At 54.2% G+C, this 23,185-nt stretch carries 21 protein-coding genes, 1 tRNA gene and 1 riboswitch; of the genes, 1 reads left to right on the plus strand and 21 read right to left on the minus strand.

Annotation, left to right across the window (positions count from 1 at the left end; translation table 11 throughout):
* Nucleotides 1-84: 84 nt before the first annotated feature.
* The 15 genes from BLQ99_RS05705 to BLQ99_RS05775 all read right to left on the minus strand — a co-directional run bounded on the left by BLQ99_RS05705 (nt 85) and on the right by BLQ99_RS05775 (nt 15,754).
* Nucleotides 85-1,545 carry a 4-hydroxyphenylacetate 3-hydroxylase N-terminal domain-containing protein gene (locus tag BLQ99_RS05705; RefSeq protein WP_093689009.1) on the minus strand — a complete coding sequence of 487 codons (1,461 nt, stop codon included), beginning with the start codon at nt 1,543-1,545 and terminating at the stop codon, nt 85-87.
* Between the two features lie 59 nt (nt 1,546-1,604).
* Complete coding sequence (locus BLQ99_RS05710) at nt 1,605-3,176, minus strand: acyl CoA:acetate/3-ketoacid CoA transferase (protein WP_093689011.1); 1,572 nt, start codon at nt 3,174-3,176, stop codon at nt 1,605-1,607.
* 184 nt (nt 3,177-3,360) lie between these two features.
* Nucleotides 3,361-5,157, minus strand: a complete 1,797-nt coding sequence (locus BLQ99_RS05715; RefSeq protein ID WP_093689013.1) for a sigma 54-interacting transcriptional regulator — start codon at nt 5,155-5,157, stop codon at nt 3,361-3,363.
* A gap of 169 nt (nt 5,158-5,326) precedes the next feature.
* Entirely contained in the window at nt 5,327-6,289 is a 963-nt protein-coding gene (locus tag BLQ99_RS05720; protein WP_093689015.1) for a GntR family transcriptional regulator, read from the minus strand.
* A 57-nt stretch (nt 6,290-6,346) separates the two neighbouring features.
* Complete coding sequence (locus BLQ99_RS05725; protein ID WP_093689017.1) at nt 6,347-6,832, minus strand: metallophosphoesterase; 486 nt, start codon at nt 6,830-6,832, stop codon at nt 6,347-6,349.
* On the minus strand, nt 6,829-7,425 hold the full coding sequence (locus tag BLQ99_RS05730) for an XTP/dITP diphosphatase (RefSeq protein WP_093689019.1): 597 nt from the start codon (nt 7,423-7,425) through the stop codon (nt 6,829-6,831). The genes BLQ99_RS05725 and BLQ99_RS05730 overlap by 4 nt, the downstream gene beginning before the upstream one ends.
* Nucleotides 7,422-8,162, minus strand: a complete 741-nt coding sequence (rph, locus tag BLQ99_RS05735; protein WP_093689021.1) for a ribonuclease PH — start codon at nt 8,160-8,162, stop codon at nt 7,422-7,424. Before rph ends, BLQ99_RS05730 begins: the two co-directional genes overlap by 4 nt.
* Before the next feature lie 11 nt (nt 8,163-8,173).
* Nucleotides 8,174-9,496 (minus strand): histone deacetylase family protein, encoded by a 1,323-nt coding sequence (locus BLQ99_RS05740; protein WP_093689023.1) that lies wholly within the window; start codon nt 9,494-9,496, stop codon nt 8,174-8,176.
* Nucleotides 9,486-11,153, minus strand: coding sequence for a hydantoinase/oxoprolinase family protein (locus BLQ99_RS05745; protein WP_093689025.1), 1,668 nt, complete (start codon nt 11,151-11,153; stop codon nt 9,486-9,488). The genes BLQ99_RS05740 and BLQ99_RS05745 overlap by 11 nt, the downstream gene beginning before the upstream one ends.
* Nucleotides 11,154-11,339: 186 nt before the next feature.
* The gene (locus tag BLQ99_RS05750; RefSeq protein ID WP_093689027.1) at nt 11,340-12,008 is read right to left on the minus strand and encodes a coenzyme F420-0:L-glutamate ligase; all 669 of its coding nucleotides are present in this window, start codon (nt 12,006-12,008) and stop codon (nt 11,340-11,342) included.
* Between the two features lie 12 nt (nt 12,009-12,020).
* Nucleotides 12,021-12,554 (minus strand): hypothetical protein, encoded by a 534-nt coding sequence (locus BLQ99_RS05755; protein ID WP_093689029.1) that lies wholly within the window; start codon nt 12,552-12,554, stop codon nt 12,021-12,023.
* A gap of 99 nt (nt 12,555-12,653) precedes the next feature.
* A complete protein-coding gene (murI, locus tag BLQ99_RS05760; RefSeq protein ID WP_093689031.1) occupies nt 12,654-13,463 on the minus strand; it encodes a glutamate racemase in 810 nt (269 codons plus the stop codon).
* A gap of 47 nt (nt 13,464-13,510) precedes the next feature.
* Nucleotides 13,511-13,924: an acyl-CoA thioesterase gene (locus BLQ99_RS05765; RefSeq protein WP_093689033.1), complete on the minus strand. Its 414-nt coding sequence runs from the start codon at nt 13,922-13,924 to the stop codon at nt 13,511-13,513.
* Nucleotides 13,924-14,349, minus strand: a complete 426-nt coding sequence (locus BLQ99_RS05770; RefSeq protein WP_093689035.1) for a DUF3842 family protein — start codon at nt 14,347-14,349, stop codon at nt 13,924-13,926. The genes BLQ99_RS05765 and BLQ99_RS05770 overlap by 1 nt, the downstream gene beginning before the upstream one ends.
* Nucleotides 14,350-14,362: 13 nt before the next feature.
* Entirely contained in the window at nt 14,363-15,754 is a 1,392-nt protein-coding gene (locus BLQ99_RS05775) for an MFS transporter (protein ID WP_093689037.1), read from the minus strand.
* Between the two features lie 273 nt (nt 15,755-16,027).
* On the opposite strand from BLQ99_RS05775, the gene BLQ99_RS05780 reads away from it, so the two are divergent.
* Nucleotides 16,028-16,477 carry an Hsp20/alpha crystallin family protein gene (locus BLQ99_RS05780; protein ID WP_093689039.1) on the plus strand — a complete coding sequence of 150 codons (450 nt, stop codon included), beginning with the start codon at nt 16,028-16,030 and terminating at the stop codon, nt 16,475-16,477.
* A 269-nt stretch (nt 16,478-16,746) separates the two neighbouring features.
* On the opposite strand, the gene metX is transcribed toward BLQ99_RS05780, so the two are convergent.
* From metX to BLQ99_RS05810, 6 genes are all read right to left on the minus strand, one after another.
* Complete coding sequence (metX, locus tag BLQ99_RS05785; RefSeq protein ID WP_093689041.1) at nt 16,747-17,907, minus strand: homoserine O-acetyltransferase MetX; 1,161 nt, start codon at nt 17,905-17,907, stop codon at nt 16,747-16,749.
* Between the two features lie 53 nt (nt 17,908-17,960).
* Nucleotides 17,961-19,253: a homocysteine synthase gene (locus BLQ99_RS05790; protein ID WP_093689043.1), complete on the minus strand. Its 1,293-nt coding sequence runs from the start codon at nt 19,251-19,253 to the stop codon at nt 17,961-17,963.
* A gap of 76 nt (nt 19,254-19,329) precedes the next feature.
* Nucleotides 19,330-19,432, minus strand: a riboswitch (SAM riboswitch).
* 433 nt (nt 19,433-19,865) lie between these two features.
* Nucleotides 19,866-19,940: transfer RNA gene (locus BLQ99_RS05795), tRNA-Arg, on the minus strand.
* A 98-nt stretch (nt 19,941-20,038) separates the two neighbouring features.
* A complete protein-coding gene (locus tag BLQ99_RS05800) occupies nt 20,039-20,431 on the minus strand; it encodes a zinc ribbon domain-containing protein (RefSeq protein ID WP_093689045.1) in 393 nt (130 codons plus the stop codon).
* Nucleotides 20,432-20,779: 348 nt separating this feature from the next.
* Entirely contained in the window at nt 20,780-22,099 is a 1,320-nt protein-coding gene (locus BLQ99_RS05805) for an MFS transporter (RefSeq protein WP_093689047.1), read from the minus strand.
* A 190-nt stretch (nt 22,100-22,289) separates the two neighbouring features.
* The gene (locus BLQ99_RS05810) at nt 22,290-23,168 is read right to left on the minus strand and encodes a DMT family transporter (protein WP_093689049.1); all 879 of its coding nucleotides are present in this window, start codon (nt 23,166-23,168) and stop codon (nt 22,290-22,292) included.
* Nucleotides 23,169-23,185: the final 17 nt, after the last annotated feature.

Raw genomic sequence — 23,185 nt, forward strand, 5'->3', positions numbered from 1 at the left:
GCATCTTTATATAAGGGCGGTCCCCCTCCCAACAAGCAATAACCAACAACGGGTAGGGGGCCGCCAAAAGACCTTTCAGACCTTCTATTTCTTAGCCGGCGCCGGATCAGCCAAATCAGCGGTAATACCGGCGATGCGCTTGGCATCAGCCGCAAATTTTTCCCACGGCTCCATCGCTCTTACGACCAACCGGGCGCCGTCAGGCGAACCGCCGCCGTGCATGCAGCCCGGTATGCCGCCGCCGACCGTCAGCCATTCTACCAGACGGGCAGCACGGGCACGGGTTTCACCGTCAGAACCGGCCGCCAGCATCTTATACAGCGTTTCCCCATACAGCGGCGACTGGAAGTCTTTGTAGGACGGGAAACAGCCGGTCTCAGCAATGCCGCCGCTGATATCCTGAGCAATAACCTTTGTTTCGTATGGCAGCTTAGCGACCTGGGTCTTATTAACATGGGCCAGTAAGAGGTCAGGAATCCAGAGACCGGACGGGTGTGCCTTGCCGGCCATCATGGCGCCCAGGCCCAACCCATAAGTAATTTCGTTATTAATCGCCATTTGATTTAGCTTTTCTTGGAAAACTTTCGAGGACAAGCCGTTAGCGCGGGCCATATTCATGGCGGCGCCGATCATAATGTCCCCTTGCCCGGCGACGCAGGCGCCGATAGCAGCGCGGTAAATCGCCGTGAAGTAGCTGATAATCTTGCCGGTGTATTTGAACTCACCGCACAAAAATACCCGGTCGTTCGGCACAAAAACATCGTCGAAAATCAGGAAGGCTTGCGTAATGTTGCCGGCCTTCGGCGCATCCCAACCCTCTTCCTCATCACGGGTGTCGCTGGGACGACGGGTTTCCACGATGGTCAAGCCTTCGGCGTCACGCGGCACGGCGGCGGCCACGCAGAAGTCTTTCTCCGATTCGCCGTAACCGCTGCCCGGCAGGATAATAATCTCATGGGCAGCAGCGACCCCGCAGATTTGCGCCTTGTAACCGCGAATAACGATGCCGTCCGGCCGGACTTCTTTGACGTGCAAGTTGCTGTCTTTGTTCGGCTGCTGGGAAGGTTTGAGGCTGCGGTTGCCTTTGGCGTCGGTAATCGCGCCGGCCAGGGCAAACGCATTGTCTTCAACGTAACGGAAATACTTCTTCACCCGTTCATGATAGTTGGTCCCCAGTTCTTTATCCATTTCATAAGTAACCGCCCACAGCACGTTGATCCCGGTCCAGCCGGCGCAGGTTGCGCCCTGGCAGGTCCCGGTAACCCGGTATTGCGCGCGCTTCATCAGCGAATTGCCCATGACCGCCTCGGCACTGTTCATCAGGGTATTCCAGCGGTGGGCCGTTTCGCCGGTCAAATGGGACTTGGCGGTAAAGATCGGTGCCTTTTCCGGATCGAAGGCCGCGTCGTAAGACTGCGCCACCGATTGGACATGAAGCCGGGTCGCGGGATGACTCGTTACGTCCTCGATGAGTTCACCCCATTTATAAATGTTGGGACGCAGCTTTCTCAGACTTTCTTTGTACTGTTCGCCGTTCATCAACATACTGACCACTCCTTTTCAAATAGTTTGGTATAACTAAAGCCTTACAACCAGCATGGTTGTTAAGCTTTTTTGGACAGGATTTCGTCTTTGAGGCCCATCGGTTTGTCTGTAAAAATCCGCCGGTCCATCAGCTTAAGGTCGCTGGCCACGTGCGGTTTAAACAACATCTGGCCGAAAATATCTTTTTCCAGGTCTACGCCAGGCGCAACTTCCGTTAAGGTCAGCCCTTCCGGCCGCATCTCAAAGACCGCCCGCTCGGTGACGTAAAGCACCTTTTGCCCTTTTTCGCGGGCGTACTCGCCGCTAAATGTGATGTGTCCCACTTTGGGCACCAGTTTTTTAGCTTTTCCTTCCTCAACGATCGTCAATTTGCCGTTGCCGGTCGCCACTTTCAAGCCGCCGGCAGTCATGGTGCCGCAGAATACTACCTTTTTGGCGTTCTGGGTAATGTTGACAAAGCCGCCGGGACCGGCAATCCGCGGCCCGAATTTGCTGACATTGACATTACCGTAAACATCAAGTTCGGCCATCCCGAGACAGGCCAGGTCCAAACCGCCGCCGTCGTAGAAATCGAACTGACTGGGATGGTCAAGGATGGCTTCCGGATTAATCGAACAGCCAAACCTTAGGCCCGAGGTCGGAACCCCACCGATGAGACCGGGCTCAATGGTTGCTGTTAAAAGATCAATGATACCTTCCTCGGCCGCTACCGCCGACACGCCTTCCGGCATGCCGATGCCCAAGTTGATCACACTGTCCGGGCTAAGCTCCATAGCCGCCCGGCGGCAGATGATCTTTCGGTCATCCAGCGGTATCGGCTCGATGCTGCTTAGCGGCGCCTTTATTTCACCGGTCAAAGCCGGATTGTACTGCTCGACCATGCTTTGCCAATGATTTTCCGGTTTGGCGACCACAATGGCATCCACCAATATGCCGGGCACGACCACCATCCGCGGGTCTAACGTGCCGGTTTGCGCCAGGCGCTCGACCTGCACGATAACCTTGCCTCCCGAGTTTTTGGCCGCCATGGCTAAGGCAAGAAATTCCAGCCGGATGGCCTCCTTTTCGATAGTAACGTTGCCTTTTAGATCAGCCGTCGTCCCCCGGATTATGGCGACGTTAATCGGGAAAGCCTTATACCAAAGATATTCCTGCCCTTCCAGTTCAATCAGCTTAACGATTTCCGCCTTGGAGATACTGTTCAGGCGCCCGCCCGTTTCCCGCGGATCGGCAAAAGTCTTGAGCCCCACATGGGTAATAACGCCCGGCTTTTTCCCCGCAATGGCGCGGAAAAGGTGCATCATTACTCCCTGCGGCACGGCATAGGCTTCGACTTTTTCCTCATTAATCAGCCGCACCATGTCCGGTTGGAGATTAAAATGTCCGGCAATAATCCGTTTGATCAGCCCTTCTTTGCACCACCGGTTAAGTCCCCAGTTGGACTTGCCGTCGTTTTGCGAAGCGCCGTACGCCAGCGTGAGACTGTGCGGCGTACCTGTCTTCAAAAAACTTGCTTCTACCGCTTTGGAAATTTCTTCCGGATGTCCCATGCCGATAAAGCCGCTTATAGCTACCGTATCGCCCGGCTTTATCAGTCGGACCGCCTCTTCTGCGGTCATTACTTTGTTCAACTTATCCACCCCCTCGCACTTTTAAAAACCACGACCGGTCTTACGGTTCCTCTCTTCTATGTTGCAATTTTCGTGCCAAAATTCACAAGATTAAAAATCAACAAAAATCTGCGGCCCAAAAAAAATACTTGATGCGGTAAAGCATCAAGTATTTTGGCGAATGATTTTAACTATATTGTTTATATTATATGTGCACGCGATGCTCCCATGCATCGTGTTGATGCACCGAATCATCACTCAGTGTTGTCCGGTATTCTTTAAGTTTGCGGACAATTGTCGATTGGTTCACCCCTAAGGCCTGGGCCGCCTTGCGGGTTGTGCCGTACTTAGCCATCGCCCGGCAGATCAGCTGGCGTTCAAGCTGCGAAATTGCCTGCCGCCAAGGCACAATGGTATTGAGCTTAACTGCTTGGGCGGGACAACGAAGCTCATCCTGCAAAAAATCCGGCAGGTGTCGCATTTCAATTATCGGTTCATTGACCAGGACTATCAGACGTTCAATAATATTTTCTACCTCGCGGACATTGCCGGGCCAATCGTAGCGCATCAACTGCTCAACGACCTCGGGGGCAAGCGCTTTTGTTTTACCGTGTTTGCGATTAAACTTTTGCAAAAAAAAGTGCAGCAAAGCCGGCAAGTCTTCCCGCCGTTCCCGCAAGGGGGGAATTTCTATATTTATGACATTCAGGCGGTAAAACAAATCGTCACGAAACTCGCCTTTTTTTACCATCATGGCCAGGTCCCGGTTGGTAGCGGCAATAATCCGCACATCAACCGGGATTGGCTTAACGCCGCCCACCCTGGTAATTTCTTTGTCCTGAATAGCCCTGAGTAGTTTGACCTGCAGGTTGACAGGCAGCTCGCCGATTTCGTCCAAAAACAACGTACCGCTGGCAGCCAATTCGAACATTCCCGGCTTGCCTTCGCGCTTGGCCCCGGTAAAAGCCCCTCCTTGGTATCCAAACAATTCAGACTCGAGCAAGTTCTCCGGTATGGCACCACAATTAATTTTTATTAACGGTTTGTCACACCGCGAACTGAGATAATGAATTTTTGAGGCTACTACTTCTTTTCCCACCCCAGATTCGCCGGTAATTAACACGGTCGAGTCCACCTGCGCCACCCGGCTTGCCAGTTCCAAAATCCGCTGCATCGTCGGACTTTGCGCCACGATGTCATGGCTAGCCAGCTGTTGCCGCCGGATTTCATCTTCATAACGTTTTTTAATTTCAACCGTAGTTTTCAACTCTTCTTTAAGCTTCATCAGCACGGTTATGTCTCGAACGTTGACTACCACTAACCTTATTTGCCCATTGTCTCCCAAAACCGGTGTACCGGTAGCCATTATTTTTGTCCCTTTTTTCGGCCCTTGAGTGATTTCCAGCATTACAGTGCACGACTGTTTTTTAGTTATTGCTTCAATAGCCGCCGAATTGCTATATAAACCGGCAGCTACCAGTTCGTAGGGTGTCCTGCCCCGTACCTCCTCGCGGGAAAATCCGCAAATTCTTTCCCATGACGAATTGACCCTGATGATCCGCGCATTATGGTCACAAATATACAGTCCGTCATAAGATGACTCAAAAATCGCTTCAAATTCGTTGGCCAACATTTTGGCCTGCCTAAGCTCCTTGTTTTCTGCCGCTAAGAACTTTAAAATATCATTTTTGGCGATAAACCCTCGCAAACAGCCCCTTTGTTTGTTTCCCACCACCAAAATGTCTTCAAAAGCAGCTAATAAAGCCTCATCCAGTTCGTCATCCTCACCGAGCAAGACAGTCTTTACTATATATCCCTCCAATGCGGCCGCATTTTGCCCAATCAGATCCCGCAGCCGCACGATCCCCAAGTATGTATTGTTTTTGCCGACTACAGGCAATGCCGCATACGGGACTTGGGCAAATACCTTAAGCGCAGCGTCCGTATCCATATCAACACAGAGAAACGGCCGAAACTGCCAAGCAAGCTCTTTAACCAGCAAAACGGCGCCCCCCCTTTTTCGATTTTTCGAAAATTACCGTCATTTTAAGCTTAAACTACTACGGATTACTTGTAAAGAAAAAGACAAAAACCTGTAGGACTAAAACCGTCCTACAGGTCGATTATTTCGGCCGTCATGGCCGGCAAGCATATATTTATAATACCTACAGTTATAGCGTCTGGGCCACCAGTTTGGCGACAATTTGGTGCAGTGACCCCTGGTCAATTTCATAGTAAAAAACGATTATCTCCTGGCTATCCATCGCCAAATGCCGTACCAGGTGCTCCCGCTCCTCACAGACCAGGAGAACACGGTGGGTGGCAATAAACCGCCGCAGTTCATCCCGGTCGCCGGAAAGAGTTACATCCAAATCCACGCCGGTAATGTTAACCCGCACCAGTAGCCGTTTAAGGGCTTCCACAAACCGGTCGGTCAGGGCGATCACGCCAATACTGTTGCCAGCCGGCAACCGTGCCAGCCTTATAACAGCCTCCAGGCTGGGCACCGTGGCCGCGGCGATCAGTTTCGGACTTGGCCCCATAAGTTTGCTGACGACCGCCTGATGCTCCATTGTTGTCACCACTAAGTCGCAGGCGTGAAGAAGCTGAACCGGCACCTTCCCGCTTTCCAGTTCGTCAAGCAGCACTGTTTCAAAATGAACGTTGGCAACTTGGTCAATCTGCCGGATAAAACGGCGGGTAAATTCGACGGTACATTCTACGACGGCAACCCGCAGCTGGCGTACCGCCTCGGCTTTTTCTTTGGCGCGAATGGCGACAAAGGCGGCAAACTGTTCGACCGTAAAGCCTAAGTCCAGCACTTTGGCCATGGCATCGTCAATGATGCGCAATAGCCGTTCCCGCCGGCTGCCGGCAATAACGTCAAAATCGTCGCTTTGAGTTTCGGCCGCACGGACAAACGTGCCCCGACCCTGGCGCGCTTCCAGAATGCCCTCCAGCAGCAGCTCCTTGTAGGCGGCGCTAACCGTATTGCGACTTATGCCGAGTTCGGCGGATAGTTCACGTTCGGTCGGCAGTTTGTCCCCCGGCTTGTACTCGCCGCTTTTTATTTTTTCCAGGATGAAGTTTTTCACTTGCAAATAAATCGGGATGCCTACTCGCTGCAAAAACATCAGGCTCACCCTTACCTCGGCTTGTTCGTTGAAGCCAAGCCATCAATCTCCATTAAGTTATTTCCCGGCAATATCGATAAATTCCGCCTCAACCTGCCCGTCAGCCGTAATGGTCAAGATGCCAATACTGGGCCTGCTACCGCCGCGGGGACGGGCCGCGCTGCCGGGATTGAAAATAATGAGCCTGCCGTGGCGGGCGAGATACGGAACATGCGTATGACCAAATACCACAATATCCACCTCGTACTTTTCGCCCCACCACACCAGCTCGTTAAACCTTACGCGGGCCTGGTAGCGATGGCCGTGAGTCAGCCAGATTTTCTTGCCGCCAGCATCAACAAATTCGTCGATTTTGGCCGCAGTCAAGCCGTCGCAGTTGCCGGCGGCGGCAATCACCTTGAGCCCGCTGAGTTCGGCAAGCAAATTAGCGTCCTGACTGTAGTCACCGGCGTGAAGCCACAAGTCTACCGGTCCGCCGGCAAAAATGGCCCGCCGGATGGCGGCCGCATCGCCATGGGTATCGCTGATAACGCCAATCCTCATCGCTGCCGCTCCGCAAGCATCGCAGCCATTTGCCGTAAAGCCTTGCCCCGATGGCTGACCGCGTTTTTTTCGGTAATAGTCAGTTCGGCCACCGTCTTCCCCAGCTCAGGTAGATAGAGGAGGGGGTCATAGCCAAAGCCGCCAGTCCCGCGCGGCTGCTCTAAAATAATTCCCTCGCAGGCGCCTTCGGTTACCAGCAGTGTACCGTCTTCATCAAGAAAGGCGAGGACGCAGCGGAAACGCGCCGATCGCCGCTGAATCGGTACGCCGGCCAGTTCGCACAGCAGCTTGGCGTTGTTGGCCGCATCGCCCGCTCCCTCCCCGGCATAGCGGGCAGAAAAAACGCCAGGTGCACCGCCCAAAGCATCTACTTCCAGCCCCGAATCGTCGGCTAAACAGGCCATACCGGTATAGCGGGCATAATGTTTCGCCTTTAATACAGCATTGGCCGCAAAAGTATCGCCGTCTTCCACGGCATCGGGGATAGCACCGAAATCGCGCAGCGACCGCAAATTAACAGGCAAATCGGCCAGGGCGGCGGCAATTTCCGCAACTTTGCCGGCATTGCGAGTAGCTACGACAATCTCTTTCACGGCACCCGCCCCACTTTCCACGACAATTCACCCAATACTTCTTTTTGATAGTCAATCAGTTCGGCAATGCCCCGTTCGCCAAGAGTCAACATCTCGGCGAGCTGCGCCTTGGTAAAGGGGTGTTTTTCCCCGGTGCCCTGCACTTCCACCAAATCGCCGTTGCCGGTCATAACGATATTCATATCCACGATGGCGGCTGAATCCTCGGCGTAACACAAGTCGAGGACGGCTGTCCCGTCAACGACCCCCACGCTGACGGCAGCGAGAAAATCTTTAATCGGAAAGGGCTTTTCGGGGTCGGTATAAATGGTGTTGACGGCGTCTACCAGGGCGACGAACGCCCCGGTAATAGAAGCGGTGCGGGTGCCGCCGTCAGCCTGGATGACGTCGCAGTCGATCCAAACCGTTCGTTCACCCAGGGCTTTAAGGTCTACAACACTGCGCAGCGCCCGCCCGATGAGCCGCTGAATTTCGTGGGTCCGGCCGGTCAGGCGGCCTTTGGCCGCTTCCCGGATATTACGCGTCTGGGTAGAGCGGGGCAGCAGCGAATATTCGGCCGTAATCCAGCCCTCGCCGGTGCCTTTGAGAAAGGGCGGCACCTTCTCTTCGATCGTGGCGGCGCAAATGACTTTGGTGTCGCCTACTTCAATCAAAACCGAACCTTCGGCATGCTTTAAATAATGGCGGGTAATAGAAATGGGACGCAGATCAGCAGCCTGCCGGCCGTCAATTCTCATGCAAACGCCTCCTAAACTCTGGTTAAAGTATACTGCTCCTGGTCTTGCAAGAAATAATGCTGGAACTTACCTTGCTTGGCGGCGGCCTGTACAGCTTCGACCGCCCCCTGCCGGCAGCGTGGGCAGCTATTCCGGGGAATGATACCGATAAAGGCCGACTTGTAGCCGAACCCGTACCCTTCGGCTTCGGTCGCGATGGTTATGTAGCCGTGACAGCACGGGCACTGCCGCACTGTTTCCACCTGGTGCTCACGGATGCCACTGTCATCATAATAAATCCCCCGCCGGCGCTGCCAGAAATCGCCGGCCTGCGCCACCGCCCGGCGGCGCAGTTCATCCCGCCGCGCCCATGTTTCCCGCCAATCCTGCACCAAGCGGCGGATATAGGCCGTAGTCGCCGCTGATTGGTGGCGGACAGACTGGTCGAAATCGGGCTCTACCACCTTGCTGTAGTCTAGCCCGGCCATTGCCAAAATAATGCCGGTATTGACATAGGGCAATGCGTCCTCAATTGAATAGCCGCCTTCCAGGACGGCAATATTGGCCTTTAGTTTGTCCGCCAGCCGGGCGTAGCCCTGGGCGGTAATCGCCATATTGGCCAGCGGGTCGCTATAATGATTATCCTGTCCGGCCGAGTTGATCACGATGTCGGGCCGAAACTCTTCCAAAACCGGCAAAATTAAGTTGTCCAGCACATAGTGCAGCCCTTCGTCGGTCGTCCCCGGCGGCAGCGGCAGATTTATCGTGGTGGCAAACGCTCCCGGGCTGCCCGTCTCGTCCGTAAACCCGGTGCCAGGATACAGGGTGCGCCCGTCTTGGTGAAAAGAAATAAACAAGGTGTCGGGGTCATGGTAAAAAATATCCTGCGTACCGTCGCCGTGATGCACATCGGTATCGACAATAGCCACCCGGCCCACTCCATAGCGGCGGCGCAAATATTCTACCATAATGGCCTCGATATTGATAGTGCAAAAGCCCCTGGTCCCATGAACAACACGCATGGCATGATGTCCGGGAGGCCGCACAAGTGCAAAGGCCCGCGCCACTTCCCCGGTCATAACGGCGTCGGCGGCCGTCATAGCGCCGCCGGCCGAAACAAGATGGGCATCGGTAATCAGGGAAGCGATATCGGGCACGCCAATGTGGACGGCCTCGACATCATGCAGCGCCGCCAGGCGTGGTTTATACTCGCGGATATTAGCCAGATCAAGGATGCCTTCCTCGACAATTTGGTCGCGGGTATAAAGTAGCCGTTCCTCCCGTTCGGGATGGGTCGGGGTAATTGCCCAGTCAAAAGCCGGAAAAAAGACTAAACCGAGCGGTTTACCTGGCATCGCTGCCCCTCCCTTCACGCCAGGCGGTAACAACCCCTGGCCGAATTTGCTGCTGACAAGTTAAAATTTTGCCGGTCGTACTAAAACCGCGTACCAGATTGAACTCTTCCTCATAAACCGTTTCCGCTTCACCGACCGGAATGCCAAGCTGCGCCGCCCGCTCGGCCAAGTGACGGCCGGCCAAGTCGCGCATGTCCGCCAGCCGGAGCTGCCGCCGCGCGAGCGGTGCGCGTAAGGACTGTTCTGCGACCGTATAATACCCCTGGGCCGTATCAGCCCGTACCGTTACGGTAAGCGTCGGCCGGGCAACAGCCGCACCGATGGCATTAGCCACTACCGCCCGATCAGGAACGTGCACCGGCAGGCCCAATTTAGTTGCCACTACCGTCGCCAGGGCGGCGGCGCCGCCGACGGCAACGATGCGGCGGGGAGTAAACTGTAGGCTATGAACAATGTCATCCACCTTATAAACCGGCCGGTTGTGATGTTCCGCCAACATAGCGGCAATGGCCCGACAAATCGTCGCGGCGGCCGCGTCCAAAACGGTGCGGGCCGTTTCCTCCGCATGCCTAGCCGGGTCGAGCTGGCGCATCGCCGCCAGTGCCTGTTCGCGGTCGCCAAAACTGGCTATGCCGGCAACAATCATGGCATCCGCAACCGTCGGCACAGGACCGCCGGCGGCCATGGCCGGGCCGCGCCGCTCAGGGCCAACGGCAATAGAGTCTCCTTCCCGGCGTACAAAGCTGTCGCCGCCAACCCCTACCGATTTAAGCCAAAAGGCCCTTACTGCCGTCGGATAGCCGTTGATGCTGGCGCCCCGGGCGGCAAAAAGCGGCGCGCCGCTCTGCCATAAAGCAATGTCGGTAGTGGTGCCGCCAATATCCAGCGATACAGCTTCATCGGCCACGTCGGTCAAAGCCATGATGCCCAGGACACTGGCCGCCGGACCGGTGAACACGGCTTCCACGGGTTGGCGCCTGGCGGCCGGCAGGGGCAGTGTCCCGCCGTCGGCTTTGAGAATATATACCGGCGCGGTAATGCCGCGCTCGGCCAACGCCTGTTCGACCGCATCGGCAAAAGCGGCAAACCGGCGCCACACGGCGGCGTTATAGTAGGCTGAATTGGTCCGCCGCCAAAAATTGAGCGACCCGCAAACTTGAGAAGCCAGCGTAATATGTTCCGGCCGGGCCGCCTGTTCGACCCACTGGGCCACGGTCAGCTCATGGGCCGGATTGCGTACGGCAAATTTACCGGAAACGGCAAAAACGCGCCGGCCGGCAAACCGGCGGCAGGCCGCGGTTACCTCCGCTTGGGTGGGCGCCGCCACTTCCCGTCCCCGATGATCAATATAGCCGGACAGCACTACCGGTTCTTCCGGCACCATACCGGTGATGTCCAGTCCCGGCCCGGGAATGATTATAAGGCCGACTTGGTCGGTCTTATTTTCCACCAGGGCGTTGGTAACAATCGTCGTCGACAGCGCCACCCGTTCGATGCTGTCGGCCGTAAGTCCGGCCAAAGCGGCATCCATCGCGGCGAGAATTCCGGCCAGAAGCTCACCGTGGGTAGTAGGGCGTTTGGCCTGGGCAACGACCTGGCCGCCCTCAACGATAACGGCGTCCGTAAACGTCCCGCCCACATCGATCCCCAGTAACATACATCATCCCTTCTTTCCGCTTGCTCCGCTTGTTTCAATATTCACCGTAGGCCCAGGCAATCCTCCCTAAGCGCCTGGAAATCTCATGCAAAAAGCGGCTTGGCAGCGGGCTTGGCCACCGGTCCGAAAAAGTCCGGCGCAGACAAAAAAGGAGGATAGTTGTAGTCTATCCTCCTGTGGATGGCTTTAACCTGCCGCCGGCGTGCGGGCCTCTACCTCGGCATAGTTTTTGATAATCACGATCGGCGTCTGTTCCGACGCGTTGCCAAAGGGATTATCAATAAGAATCTGCGCCAGGCGCTTGGGGTCGAGCCCTTCGGTAACGCCCAGCACGGCCGCTCGTTTCAGGTCGTTGACATCGGCGACCGCCGCGCCATAGCAGCCCAGCCGCTTTTTAATCTCTTCCGCTACCCCGCTCGGATTGGCCGGCCCATACACAATATGTTTGTCAAAGGGCGGCATGGTACCGGTGACATCATCAATCAGCGCCGCCTGCTCGCCGGCCAGCTCGTAGAAAACACCGCTCTTGCCGACCAGTTTGGCCAGCATGCCGATAATCATGGCAAAAAACATGCGCCACTCCCCTTCATGGTTCATGGCCGCCTGCATGCCATAAATACTGGACAGGCTTCCCTTCTGCGGCACAAACCGGCACATAATCCGCGCCAAAAAGCCCGGTTTAAGTTCTTCCGGCCGGATAATCCGCCCTTGGGTAATGGCGACGACGCTTTCGGCCACGGAAACAACATCGCCCGGTCCAACCCGGTCTTTAGCATATTCTTCAATGATATCCACAATATTATCTTTGGGAGTCAAAATGCGCGTGCGCACCGGCTCCAACTTTAGCTCCGCCATAATGTTTACCTCCTATGCTGCCACGCCTGCCGCCAGGGCCCGCTTAATTTCGTCGGCCGTCATCACCAGACGCGTTTTCTGGATATACCAGTCAGAACGGGCCACTACCTGGTAAACGATGTCGATCGGCATGTCTACCATCTGCCTGAGGGCATCCCGGATATCGCCATTTTTGGCCGTGAACTGCACGGTGAGAATTATCGCGCCGCCGGTCGTTTTGGGAATGATAACGGCTTCCCAGTAACCGTCGGTACGAGGGTTGGCCTCAAGGGTCAGCCGCGATTGCACTTCTGCCAGGTCGTACTGCTCATAGGGCAGCAAATGCCGAGGATACGCATCCATGATGGTGCCGTCCTGCGTTCCTTTGTTGACAAAAGGAACTTTGCAGGAAAAAATAGCCTTGTCGGTGCTAAGCTTGTCCAAAACAAAATCAGTGCGCTGGTCAACGAGGAACTCAAACTCCGCATCGCCCTGCCGGACAATGTATAGCCACACGGCGAGGATAACGATACCGGCTATAACCAAAAGCCAGGTGAGAAACTCCACTTGTCACTCCTCCATCTTCCAATATTGCGCTCCGCCGCCCGCCGGTGCCAAAGCGCCAAGCAAAAAGGTCATTGCCATTGTTGCCACAGCCAGACGTCGTTAGACGTCTGGCATGCTCGTCATGTCAACTTTTTCAAAGGCAGGAAGCGGCCCGGGGATAATGCGGGCCGTCAGCCGCTTGGCCCGCTCCAGGTCAGCGGAAAAACAAAACCGCACCGAACCCGGCCCTTCACCCCAAAGGTCATGCCCGGCCAGCAAGCTGGCCGCGTCCAAAGCCGTTTCCCGGGCCGGGTTGACAATGGTTACCGCCGGTCCCAGATAGCGGCTAATAACAGGGTTAATAAACGGATAATGGGTACAGCCAAGAATAAGCGCATCCACGCCTGCATCCCGGAGCGGCCGAAGATACTCGGCCACTGCCGCTTCCACTGCCGGACCTTCCAGTTGTTCCCGTTCGATTAACGGCACCAGCTTGGGACAGGCTTGAAGAGCGACAACGGCCTTCGCATCAATCGCCCTGGCCGTCCGCTCGTGCAGGCCGCTGGCCACCGTCGCCTGGGTGGCGATGACGCCGATCCGTCCGCTCCGGCTGGCCGCTAACGCCGACCGTATGCCGGTATTGACCCCCACCACCGGAAAGGGAAACTCGCGCCGAGCCATATCGAGGCCAACCGCGGTCATAGTATTGCAGGCTACTACCACCATTTTTACCTTTTGTTCCGTAAAGAACCGCAAAATTTGCCGCATAAAGGTCAAGATTTCCGTCGGCGGACGATCACCGTAGGGTATGCGGGCCGTATCGCCGAAATAGATAAAGTGCTCGTCAGGCATCAGTTCCAATAACTCTTTGACTACCGTCAGCCCGCCAATTCCGGAATCACATACGCCAATCGGCCGATTGTCTCCCATAGCGCCGCCTCCTTACACTATCAGCAATATTCTCTCCGCAATTTATATCATTCTATGTAGCGCTGGGCCGCTTGCGCCAACTTGGCGTAAATCGAATGCGGCAAGCGGATAATTTTACCGTTTTGGTCGGTAAAAACGTTTTGCGTACGGCCAGTCGCCAGCAGCACCCCGTCTGCTTCGCGCACGACCCGATACGCAAAGACCATCTTGACACGGGAAACCTCAATGAGATCCGTTTCAACAAGTATGTAATCGTCAAACCGGGCCGAGGCGCGGTATTGACAACTGACATCGGTAATTGGAAACAGGATGCCTTGGTCCATAAGGTCGAGCAGGTAAATGCCTACCTGGCGCAGATATTCCACCCGCCCCATCTCAAACCAGCGGAAATAGTTCGAGTGGTGGACAACTCCCATCATATCTGTTTCCACAAACCTTACCTTATCTCGTACCGTGACCATCAGACTTCCTCTTTCTCCTGTACCAATTCGCACACCTTGGCCGCCGCTTCCTTAATCAGGGTTACCAGCGGACGGTTTTCCAGGCCGACGATATCAAAGTGGTTTTGACTAACGGGAATTAAAATTTTGCGCGCATCGCAGGACGCGACCGCTTCGGCGATACCGGGAGTTATTTCCCCCAGAAGAGCATTGGGAATGACAATCCCGATCGGGCCGACGACAATATCGGCCTTGCGCAAGGTAACCCTGACCGCATTTTCGCCGGTTGCCCCGCGGGCTGCGCCGGCCCGTACCATGTTATTGGTAGCCAGGGCATTGGTGCCGAGGGCAATTACTTCCGCTTTATCCCCCAGCTGGGATGTGATGTGCGTGACAAGCTGGACGCCAAGGCCGCCGCCCATGCCGTCCACTACCGCTATGCGCATACTCATCTCCTTTCTATATAACACTGCGCCGGACAATGACCCGGTGGGCAATATTGGCGCAGTGCGTTTCTTTAATTAAAACCGCGAAGACCAGACCGGCAGCCAGTATGGCAACACAAAGCCAGAAGGCGCCCTGGTAAGCTTCGAGGGGATATACTTTTACGCCGTCCTCGATAATTCCCTGCCAGCGACGGTCAAGCATCCAGCCGAACAGCGGCTGAATCAGCGCCGCCCCGACAAAGGCGCCGACATTAGCCGTGCCGGTGGCCATCCCGGTCATGTCCGGCGGATTAACTTCTTTGGCGCAGGCTAAAGTCAGGCTGACGGCGGAAGCGCCGGCGCCGATAATAAACAGAATGGGAAAGAGAGCCCATCCGGGCGGGCGGCCACCGTTCCAGACGGCGATACCCAGGCAGCCGGTAAAAATAAGGACGGCGCCGAGCACATAGGGCAAGCGGCGGCAACGCCAGCGGTCAGACAGGTAGCCAAGCAGCGGTCCGGTCAGCATGTATCCCAAGGACAGGGCTGCTGCATAATTGGCGGCTGTGACCCGCGTCATGCCATAAACTTGCATAAAATAAGGAACGCCCCATACGCCGGCCAGCGCCATAAAAACGCCATACATGCAGGCCGAAGCCAGAAACGGCGGCCAAGTATACCAGTTTACCCACACCGTCCGCAGACTTTCAGTAACACTGGCGCACGGCGCGTTATTCCCCGGTGTAACAGTGCCCTCACGGCTTTCTATTTCGGCAAGCGACGGCCACCCCAGCTCCGTAGGCCGATCCCGCACCACTATCCAGCAGTAAACCGCCACTACGGCGGTAGCGGCGCCAATAATATAAAAGGAAGTTCGCCATCCTACCGCTTCCACCATTAGGGCCAGCGGCGTCGCTGCCAATAGCGACCCGGCCATGCCGATAAAGGCCGACAGCCCGGACATGGTGCCAAACTCGCAAGTCCGGAACCAATCAGCGTAAAACTTTACAATGTTAATATAAACAAACGAAACGCCTAACCCGATAATAAACCGGGCCACATATAAAAAAGGCAGGTCGGGTGCCCAGCCAAAAGCAAAAGCGCCACAAGCCATTACCGCCGCCGAAATGGTAATTGTCCGGCGTGGACCGAAACGGTCCGCCGCAATTCCGGCCGGTACCTGCAGTGCCGCATAAGTATAAAAATAGATGGACGAAAGCACGCCCAGCTCTGATGCGCGGGCAATATTAAAATCGCGCATCAGGCTGTCGGAAACAACGCCTGTCGCCACCCGGTGAAAATATACGATTAAAAAGGCCAATGCCAACGGCGCCCAAATAATCCAGCGGCGTCGCTTAACCTGCCGTACCTGAGCCGCCCATTCCGCATTATCCAAGGCAATCACCGTAAAAGCGTTTTGCGGCATGCGCTCTTAACATGCCTGTAATGCTCTAATTTATTGTACTTTTCTTTTGTCTTTTTGTCAAAACTAACCTCCATTTCTGACACTTTATTTTTCTACTTTCTTTACCCTTAGTGCCGGTTTACCCTTTTATCGGCAACTTTTTCGGCGTATTTACACGCCGGCGCAGCCAGACATCCTCCCATACCTATGCCGGAACAGATAATTAATATGTTTAAAATTGCCGGCCGGTGTACATCCTTAAAATAGTAAACTCTAAAGAAAGGGGATAAAGCTATGTTTGGGTTACCGCATCGCAATGGCAATTTGCCTGCCGCCCCACGCGACTATTTTAATCAAATTATGCGGAGCTTCTTTGACCATGACTTTTTGGCGCCTTTTGAAAACATTGCTGCCCTGACAGGCTCTTTTCGCGTCGACCTTCGGGAAACGGAAAACGAATACATCATCGAGGCGGACTTACCAGGGGTTAAGAAGGAAGATATTACCCTGCGTTATGAAAATAATTATTTGACCATCGCGGCCCAACGCAATGAAACCCAGGAAGTAAAAGAAGAAAACTATGTGCGGAAAGAACGACGGTTTGGCCAGCTCCAGCGGAGCTTCTATGTCGATAATGTAATTGAAGACCAAATAAGCGCTAAATTTACCGACGGTGTCCTTACCGTTACGCTGCCTAAGAAAGACAAGAACGAGAGAAGAAGGAGCAACATCCCAATTCAGTAAACAGCGGCCGTACTTACCGGTACGGCTGTTTTTTATCCCTGCCGGGCACCCCAAAGCAAAGCGGCAGATTGGCCAACCCCGATTACAGGGCCGACCAATCTGCCGTCTTCTATCTTACCCGTACCGCTTGCTGCAATTCTTACGCCATTTGCGCCAGAGTGCTACTGGCCGAAGCCACGTCTTGCATGGTCGCCGCTTGTTCTTAATACTGAAAAAAGAATAGAATTATTAATCGAGCAGTTTAAAGCAATTCTATAATTTTTAGGAATTTAAAACTCGGGAACCAGCCGGGCGCCAAAATAGGCCAGACTTGATGCCCGGAAAAAAGACTGTGCCCAGGGCAAGCGGACCGGCGGCGCTATCGTATTGATAAAGTCCGACAAAACTGGGCTTAACGCGTCAAAATCAATCAAAAACCCGTCATGTCCATGGGGACTGTCAATCTGGGCATACCGCGCAGCCTTGCCGAGGCGGCGTAGGACTTCAACCAGCTCCTGTTGCTGATAAGCCGGATACAAAATGTCGGAACTTACCCCTACGATTAAGACACGAGCTTCAATCCTGGCCAGGGCTGCCTCATAAGACGCATAACCGGCACCAAGGTCATGAAGGTCAAGGGCTCTTAGCAAATAAAGGTAGGAGTTGGCGTCAAACCGGCGTACCAGGCTAATCCCCTGGTAGTCAAGGTAGTTTTCCACTTCGAACTGACCGCCGCGCATTCTCCTGCCAAACTTAGCGGCCATTGACGGCTCGCTTTGGTAGGTAATCATTCCCAGGGCGCGGGCGATCGACAGGCCGATTTGCGGGCCGGCGCCACCATAATAATCACCCTGCCGCCAGGCCGGGTCGAGCATCACCGCTTCCCTCGCCACTTTATTGTAGGCTATGGACTGGGCGGAAGAATAACCGGGAGCCGCAATGGCTATTATACCATCCATAAATCCGGGATAAGTGACCCCCCATTCCAAAGCCTGCATCCCGCCCATGGATCCTCCGATTACCAAGGCCAGCCGGTAAATGTCAAGTTGCTCTAACAGCCGTTTCTGGACATGGACCATGTCCCGTATGGTAATGGCGGGAAACCGCATGCCGTACGGCCGCCCGGTCGCCGGGTCCGGCGAGGACGGCCCCGTCGTTCCCCGGCATCCACCCAGAACATTGGAACAAATAACGAAGAAACGGTTGGTGTCTATCGGCCGTCCCGGTCCTACCAATGCGTCCCACCAACCTTTTTCGTCCTTGTCGTCGTGGGCCGCCACATGGCTGTCGCCAGTCAGGGCGTGGGCCACCAAAATTACGTTGTCCCGGTTGGGCGATAGTGTCCCGTAAGTTTCATAAGCCACGGTAACATCGGTTAGTGTTCCACCCATGGTCAGTACGAGAGGATTGTCCGGGTCAGCCACTTTCGCATACTTAAGAAATGGACGCAAAACACCATCCACCTCCTACCGCCAACTATAAGGATAGAGCAAACTCTCCCCATCTAAAGCGCTTGGACCGCCGCCAGGGCCTGCTCAAGGTCGTAAATTATGTCGCTTACATCTTCAATTCCTATGGAAAGACGGATCATGTCATCCGGCACTCCCGCACTGGCGCGCTGCTCTGATGTAAGCTGCGAATGAGTGGTGCTGGCGGGATGAATAACCAGTGATTTGGCATCGCCAACGTTAGCGAGCAAGGAAAGCAACTTAAGGCTGTCAATAAACTTTTTGCCGGCCGCAAGACCGCCTTTTATGCCGAACGTCAGGATGGCTCCCGCACCCTTTGCCAGGTACTTTTGCGCCAAGTCATGCTGCGGGTGGCTAGGAAGACCGGGATAGTTGACCCACGCTACCTGATCATGTGCGGCAAGGTATTCTGCCACAGTCTGGGCATTCTCACTGTGACGGGCCATCCGTAAGTGCAGCGTTTCCAGTCCCTGAAGCAGCAGAAAACTGTTAAAAGGGCTGATGCAGGCGCCAAGGTCGCGTAAAACTTGCACCCGCAGGCGAATAATAAAGGCCATGGGGCCAAACTCCTGAGAATAGCGCAAGTTATGATAACTGGGATCAGGCTCATTCAATAACGGAAAGTTGCCTGCGGCCCAGTTAAACTTACCGCCGTCGACGACGATACCGCCCATCGTCGTACCATGACCGCCGATAAATTTCGTTGCCGAATGGACTACGATATCGGCACCGAAATCGAAAGGCCGGCATAAATAAGGAGTGGCAAAAGTATTATCGATAATCAGCGGTATGGTATTCTCATGGGCTATAGCGGCGACTTTTTCAATATCCAGTACCCCAAGCCCGGGATTGCCGATAATTTCCCCATAGACAGCTTTAGTCCTTGGTGTGATGGCTTTCCGGAAATTTTCCGGGTCGCTAGGGTCTACCAATTTAACAGTTATACCCAGCCTGGGCAGAGTATACAGAAAAAGGTTATACGTTCCGCCGTAAAGAGCGGAGGAACTAACAATTTCGTCGCCGGCTTTAGCAATGTTCAAAATAGTGGCAGCGATCGCCGCATGACCGGAGGCGAAAGCCAGCGCGCCCACCCCGCCTTCCAACGCGGCCATACGCTTTTCCAATACGTCGGTTGTAGGGTTCATTATCCGCGTATAAATATTGCCCGTTTCTTTCAAGGCAAACAAAGCGGCGGCGTGATCACTGTCGCGGAAATTGTAAGAAGTCGACTGATAGATAGGCACAGCCCGGGCCCCGGTGGCGGGATCGGGAGTCTGGCCGCCATGAACGGCCAAAGTGGCAATTTTCAGGTTGTCTGGCAAATGCATTTCCTTCTTCTCCTTTCACCGGCATACAAAAACCCCCTTTCCAGAGGAAAGGGGGTTTTGTACACGCGCACCTTTCCTCTCATCTTCCAGGATTTCTCCTGCTGGAATTAGCACCACTGCTTATAAAAGCCGGTTGCCGGGCGTCATCGGGCCAGTCCCTCGACCACTCTGGATAAGAGGTGTATGCCTTATATTTTTGTAATTGAGCAGATTATAGGATATATTGAAACAAATGTCAATAGCCGGATTATTAAAATGTGATTATCTTGTGATATGTCACCTTGTAGATTATCTTGATAAAATGTCACTATGAACAACGAGGTGCGTTATCTAATGTCGGAAAAAAGCTTCCTGGCGCTGATGCGGATTGGCCGCTGCTTTTAGCTACTGCCGGAGTCCAGTCATTAATTCAAACCGAAAGAAAACGTTCTCCTGCCACTTCCTATGTAATTTGCAAGCAACCTTTTTGTATTTATTTGCAATGTACACACATATACATGCAATACAATTAGTTAACCAATGGATTATCGAAAGTAATGAAAAGAAGCTGAATGCCTAGAAAAACAAAATACTGGGTTGGAATGCCTTCCAACCCAGTATTTATGCGCTTTCTGGTGCGCCCGGCAGGAATCGAACCTGCGCACCCGGCTCCGGAGGCCGGCGCTCTATCCCCTGAGCTACGGGCGCATGGTGTTGTGTTCAGCGACAGAAATGATTATATCATAAATAACCGGTATTGTCTAATGTTTTTTTGTAACTTTTTTGTGTAAACTTTTGGGAGTAGATTACTTAGGCGCAGCCGGAGTCTGACAATAGGGGCAAGTGCGCCATTCACGGCTGAGTTCACGGCCGCATGCCTCACACTTGGGCTTTAGTGTATAACTGCAGTAAGGACAAACCTTATAATCTTCCTTGACCTTGGCGCCGCACATCGGACAATGGATCTGGTCGTTTACCGGTGTAGCCTCCACATCAATGACCGGCTCTTGGCGCTTGGTAGTTTTCATGACTTGCCTTCGGCCAATGAGCAGGTATAACGGGAGGAAGACAATAAGCATAGCCAGCGTTCCCAGGGACCACAACAAGGCCGTGCCTAATTCATGACCGCGGCTTCTGGCGTCGTTATACACCCAATAAGCAGCAATAAAACCAATGATAAACGAAATAGTCGTAATCACCCAAACGGCTCCTTTCGGAGTATATACATTAATATTATAACATTTCCAGTCAAGCAAAATCAATAAACAAGGCCCAATAGAAAAGCCACGTCCAGCGACGCGGCCAGCAGCTAGCGTTGTTTTAGTGCAGGCTCATAACGGCCAGGGTTAGCACCAAGGCGGTGCCGATACTGTAAATCAGCAAACTCCCCACATCTTTGAGCGTAACATTCATGTTTTGCACCACCCTCTCACGTCGTTTGTGGTTTCATTTTATCAGAATTTAAAGATAATTTCAAGTAAAAAAATTTGGGACTTATCCCTAATTTTATTACTTGTTCTTAATAACAGATGCAAATTCTGACGTTTTTAACCACTAATTTCATCAAGCGATTTTCGGCGCGTTTCTTCGCCCAACACTAAAACAATAGTGGCAATAAACAGCATGGTAGCCGTGAACATCGTGAACACTCCGGCGAAAGCGGCGCCTCCTCCCAGCATATAACCGACAATGGTGGGTGCCAGGATACCGCCAAACCGGCCCACGGCCGCCGCCCAGCCCGAGCCAAACGCGCGAATGCGGGTTGGATAAAGCTCCGGCGTATAAGTATATACTACTCCCCATGCGCCCAAATTGAAGAAAGACATCAGGCTCCCCCACACAATGAGCGCCCAGGGAGTATTGGCATAACCAAAACCAAAAGCGGCGGCGGCGCTGGCCGCCAAATACAACGCCAGTGTCGCCTTGCGGCCGATACGATCCACCAAATAAGCGGCGCTGAAATAGCCTGGCAGCTGGGCCAGGGTCATTATCAGCACATACTCAAAACTTTTGATAATGGTAAATCCCTGGGCCGTCATCAGCGATGGCAGCCAGGTAAAAATGCCATAATATGAGTAAACAATACCGAACCACAGCAGCCAAAGCATGGCAGTACGCCGTAAGAAGGGCGGCGCCCACAGTTCGGCAAACATTACTTGCCGAACCGTCTGCGCTTTCGGCGCCGTCGGGGCAAAGGCCGTTGTCACGCCGGCCGCCGCTTCAAGGCCACTGACGATGGCATGAGCTTCGTCCAGCCGTCCCTTGTCCAGGAGATACCGCACCGATTCCGGCACGGCCAAACGGATAACAAAAACATACAAGGCGGGCAAGGCACCGATGAAAAATGCAGCCTGCCAACCGTAAAAGGGAATAAACAGATAAGCAATCAGCGCCGCCGCCAGCCACCCCAGTCCCCAGAAACTTTCCAGCAAAACGATGAACTTACCCCGCGCCGCCGGCGGCGAGTATTCGGTCATCAGCGTCGCCGCCACCGGCAATTCGCCGCCCAGACCAAAACCAACCAAAAAACGAAAAACCAGCAGCGATGTAAAATCCCAGGCCAGACCGCACAGCCCGGTGGCAATGCTATAAATTAGCAGTGTCACGGCAAAAACTTTTTTGCGGCCGTACCGGTCGGCGGCAAAGCCGGATAGCACTGCCCCTACGGCCATCCCAACCAGCCCGGCGCTCCCGATATAACCCATCTGGGCCGGCGACAACCCCCAGGCCTTAGCGAGCGCCGGCAAAACAAAAGCGATAAGACCGGTATCCATGGCGTCGAACATCCAGCCGAGGCCGGTCGCTACCAGCAGCTTATAATGAAACTTGCTAACAGGCACTTGTTCGAGACGGCTGACAATATCCACAGTGACCCCTCCATTTGTAATTACATCTGTCTTGACAGTTGTAATTATTATAAACCTTATTCCGTAAAGTAACAAGAGGGGTACGCTATAGTAAAGTACTTCTATATTGGTAAAAAATTAGGAGGTGGCCTATTTCCCAGGCAAAAGAGCTTGTATTCACGTAACCCGCTGCTACTCCCGCTTAACCCGCCTAGCCTAATTCGCTGATAATCATGCCGGCTACGATGAGAACGCAGCCGATAATCTGTTTCACGGTCAGTATTTCCCCCAACAGAAGATAGGCGGCCAAACCGGCAAAAACGGGCTCCATGGCAAAAATAATCGCCGTCCGGGTGGCGGTGGTAAAGCGCTGCATGGTATTCTGCACCACGAGCGCCACCGCCGTAGCGGGAATGGCCGTTACCGCCAGGGCAACCCATACCTTGCGGCTGAAAACGGCCGGGACCGGCTCGAAAGCAAAACCGCCGGCCAGCCCGGCGGCAGCAACGGCGCCGATCTGGAGAATGGCCAAAACAACGGCGTCCCCGCGCGGCGCATATTGCCCGACCATGACGATATGGGCGCCGAATGCCACGGCGGCCAGCAAAGTAAGGACGTCGCCGACATTAAACCGGAAATCGCTGCTGAGCGTGAGCAGCCCCAAACCTAAAACAGCGCTGATAATCCCCGCCACGGTCGCCGGTCCGGGGCCCTTTTGCCCCCAGAAGCGGCCAATAACGGGAACAAGGATAACGGAAAGACCGGTGATAAAACCTGAATTAGCTGCTGTCGTGTACTCTAGACCGATCGTCTGCAGCGCAAAGCCGCCAAACAGAACCAAACCGATAAGACCGGCGAGGCGGGCGTGACTCCGCCAGGCGGCCAGCAGCCGCCGGTGATACAGTACCGCCAAAAACAAAAAAGCCAGGCCGAACCGGATGCCTACAAACCAAAAAGGGCCAATATCGGCCAACGCGTTCTTTACTACCACGAAAGTAGTTCCCCAGATCAAAGTAACAAAAAGCAGCGACAGATCGGCTACTATACGCCGGCTGACGCCGCCGGCCGCCGTCCCTGTTTCCAGTTCCATAAACGACAAATCTCCTT

Source organism: Sporolituus thermophilus DSM 23256 (assembly GCF_900102435.1).
GTDB lineage: Bacteria > Bacillota > Negativicutes > Sporomusales > Thermosinaceae > Thermosinus > Thermosinus thermophilus.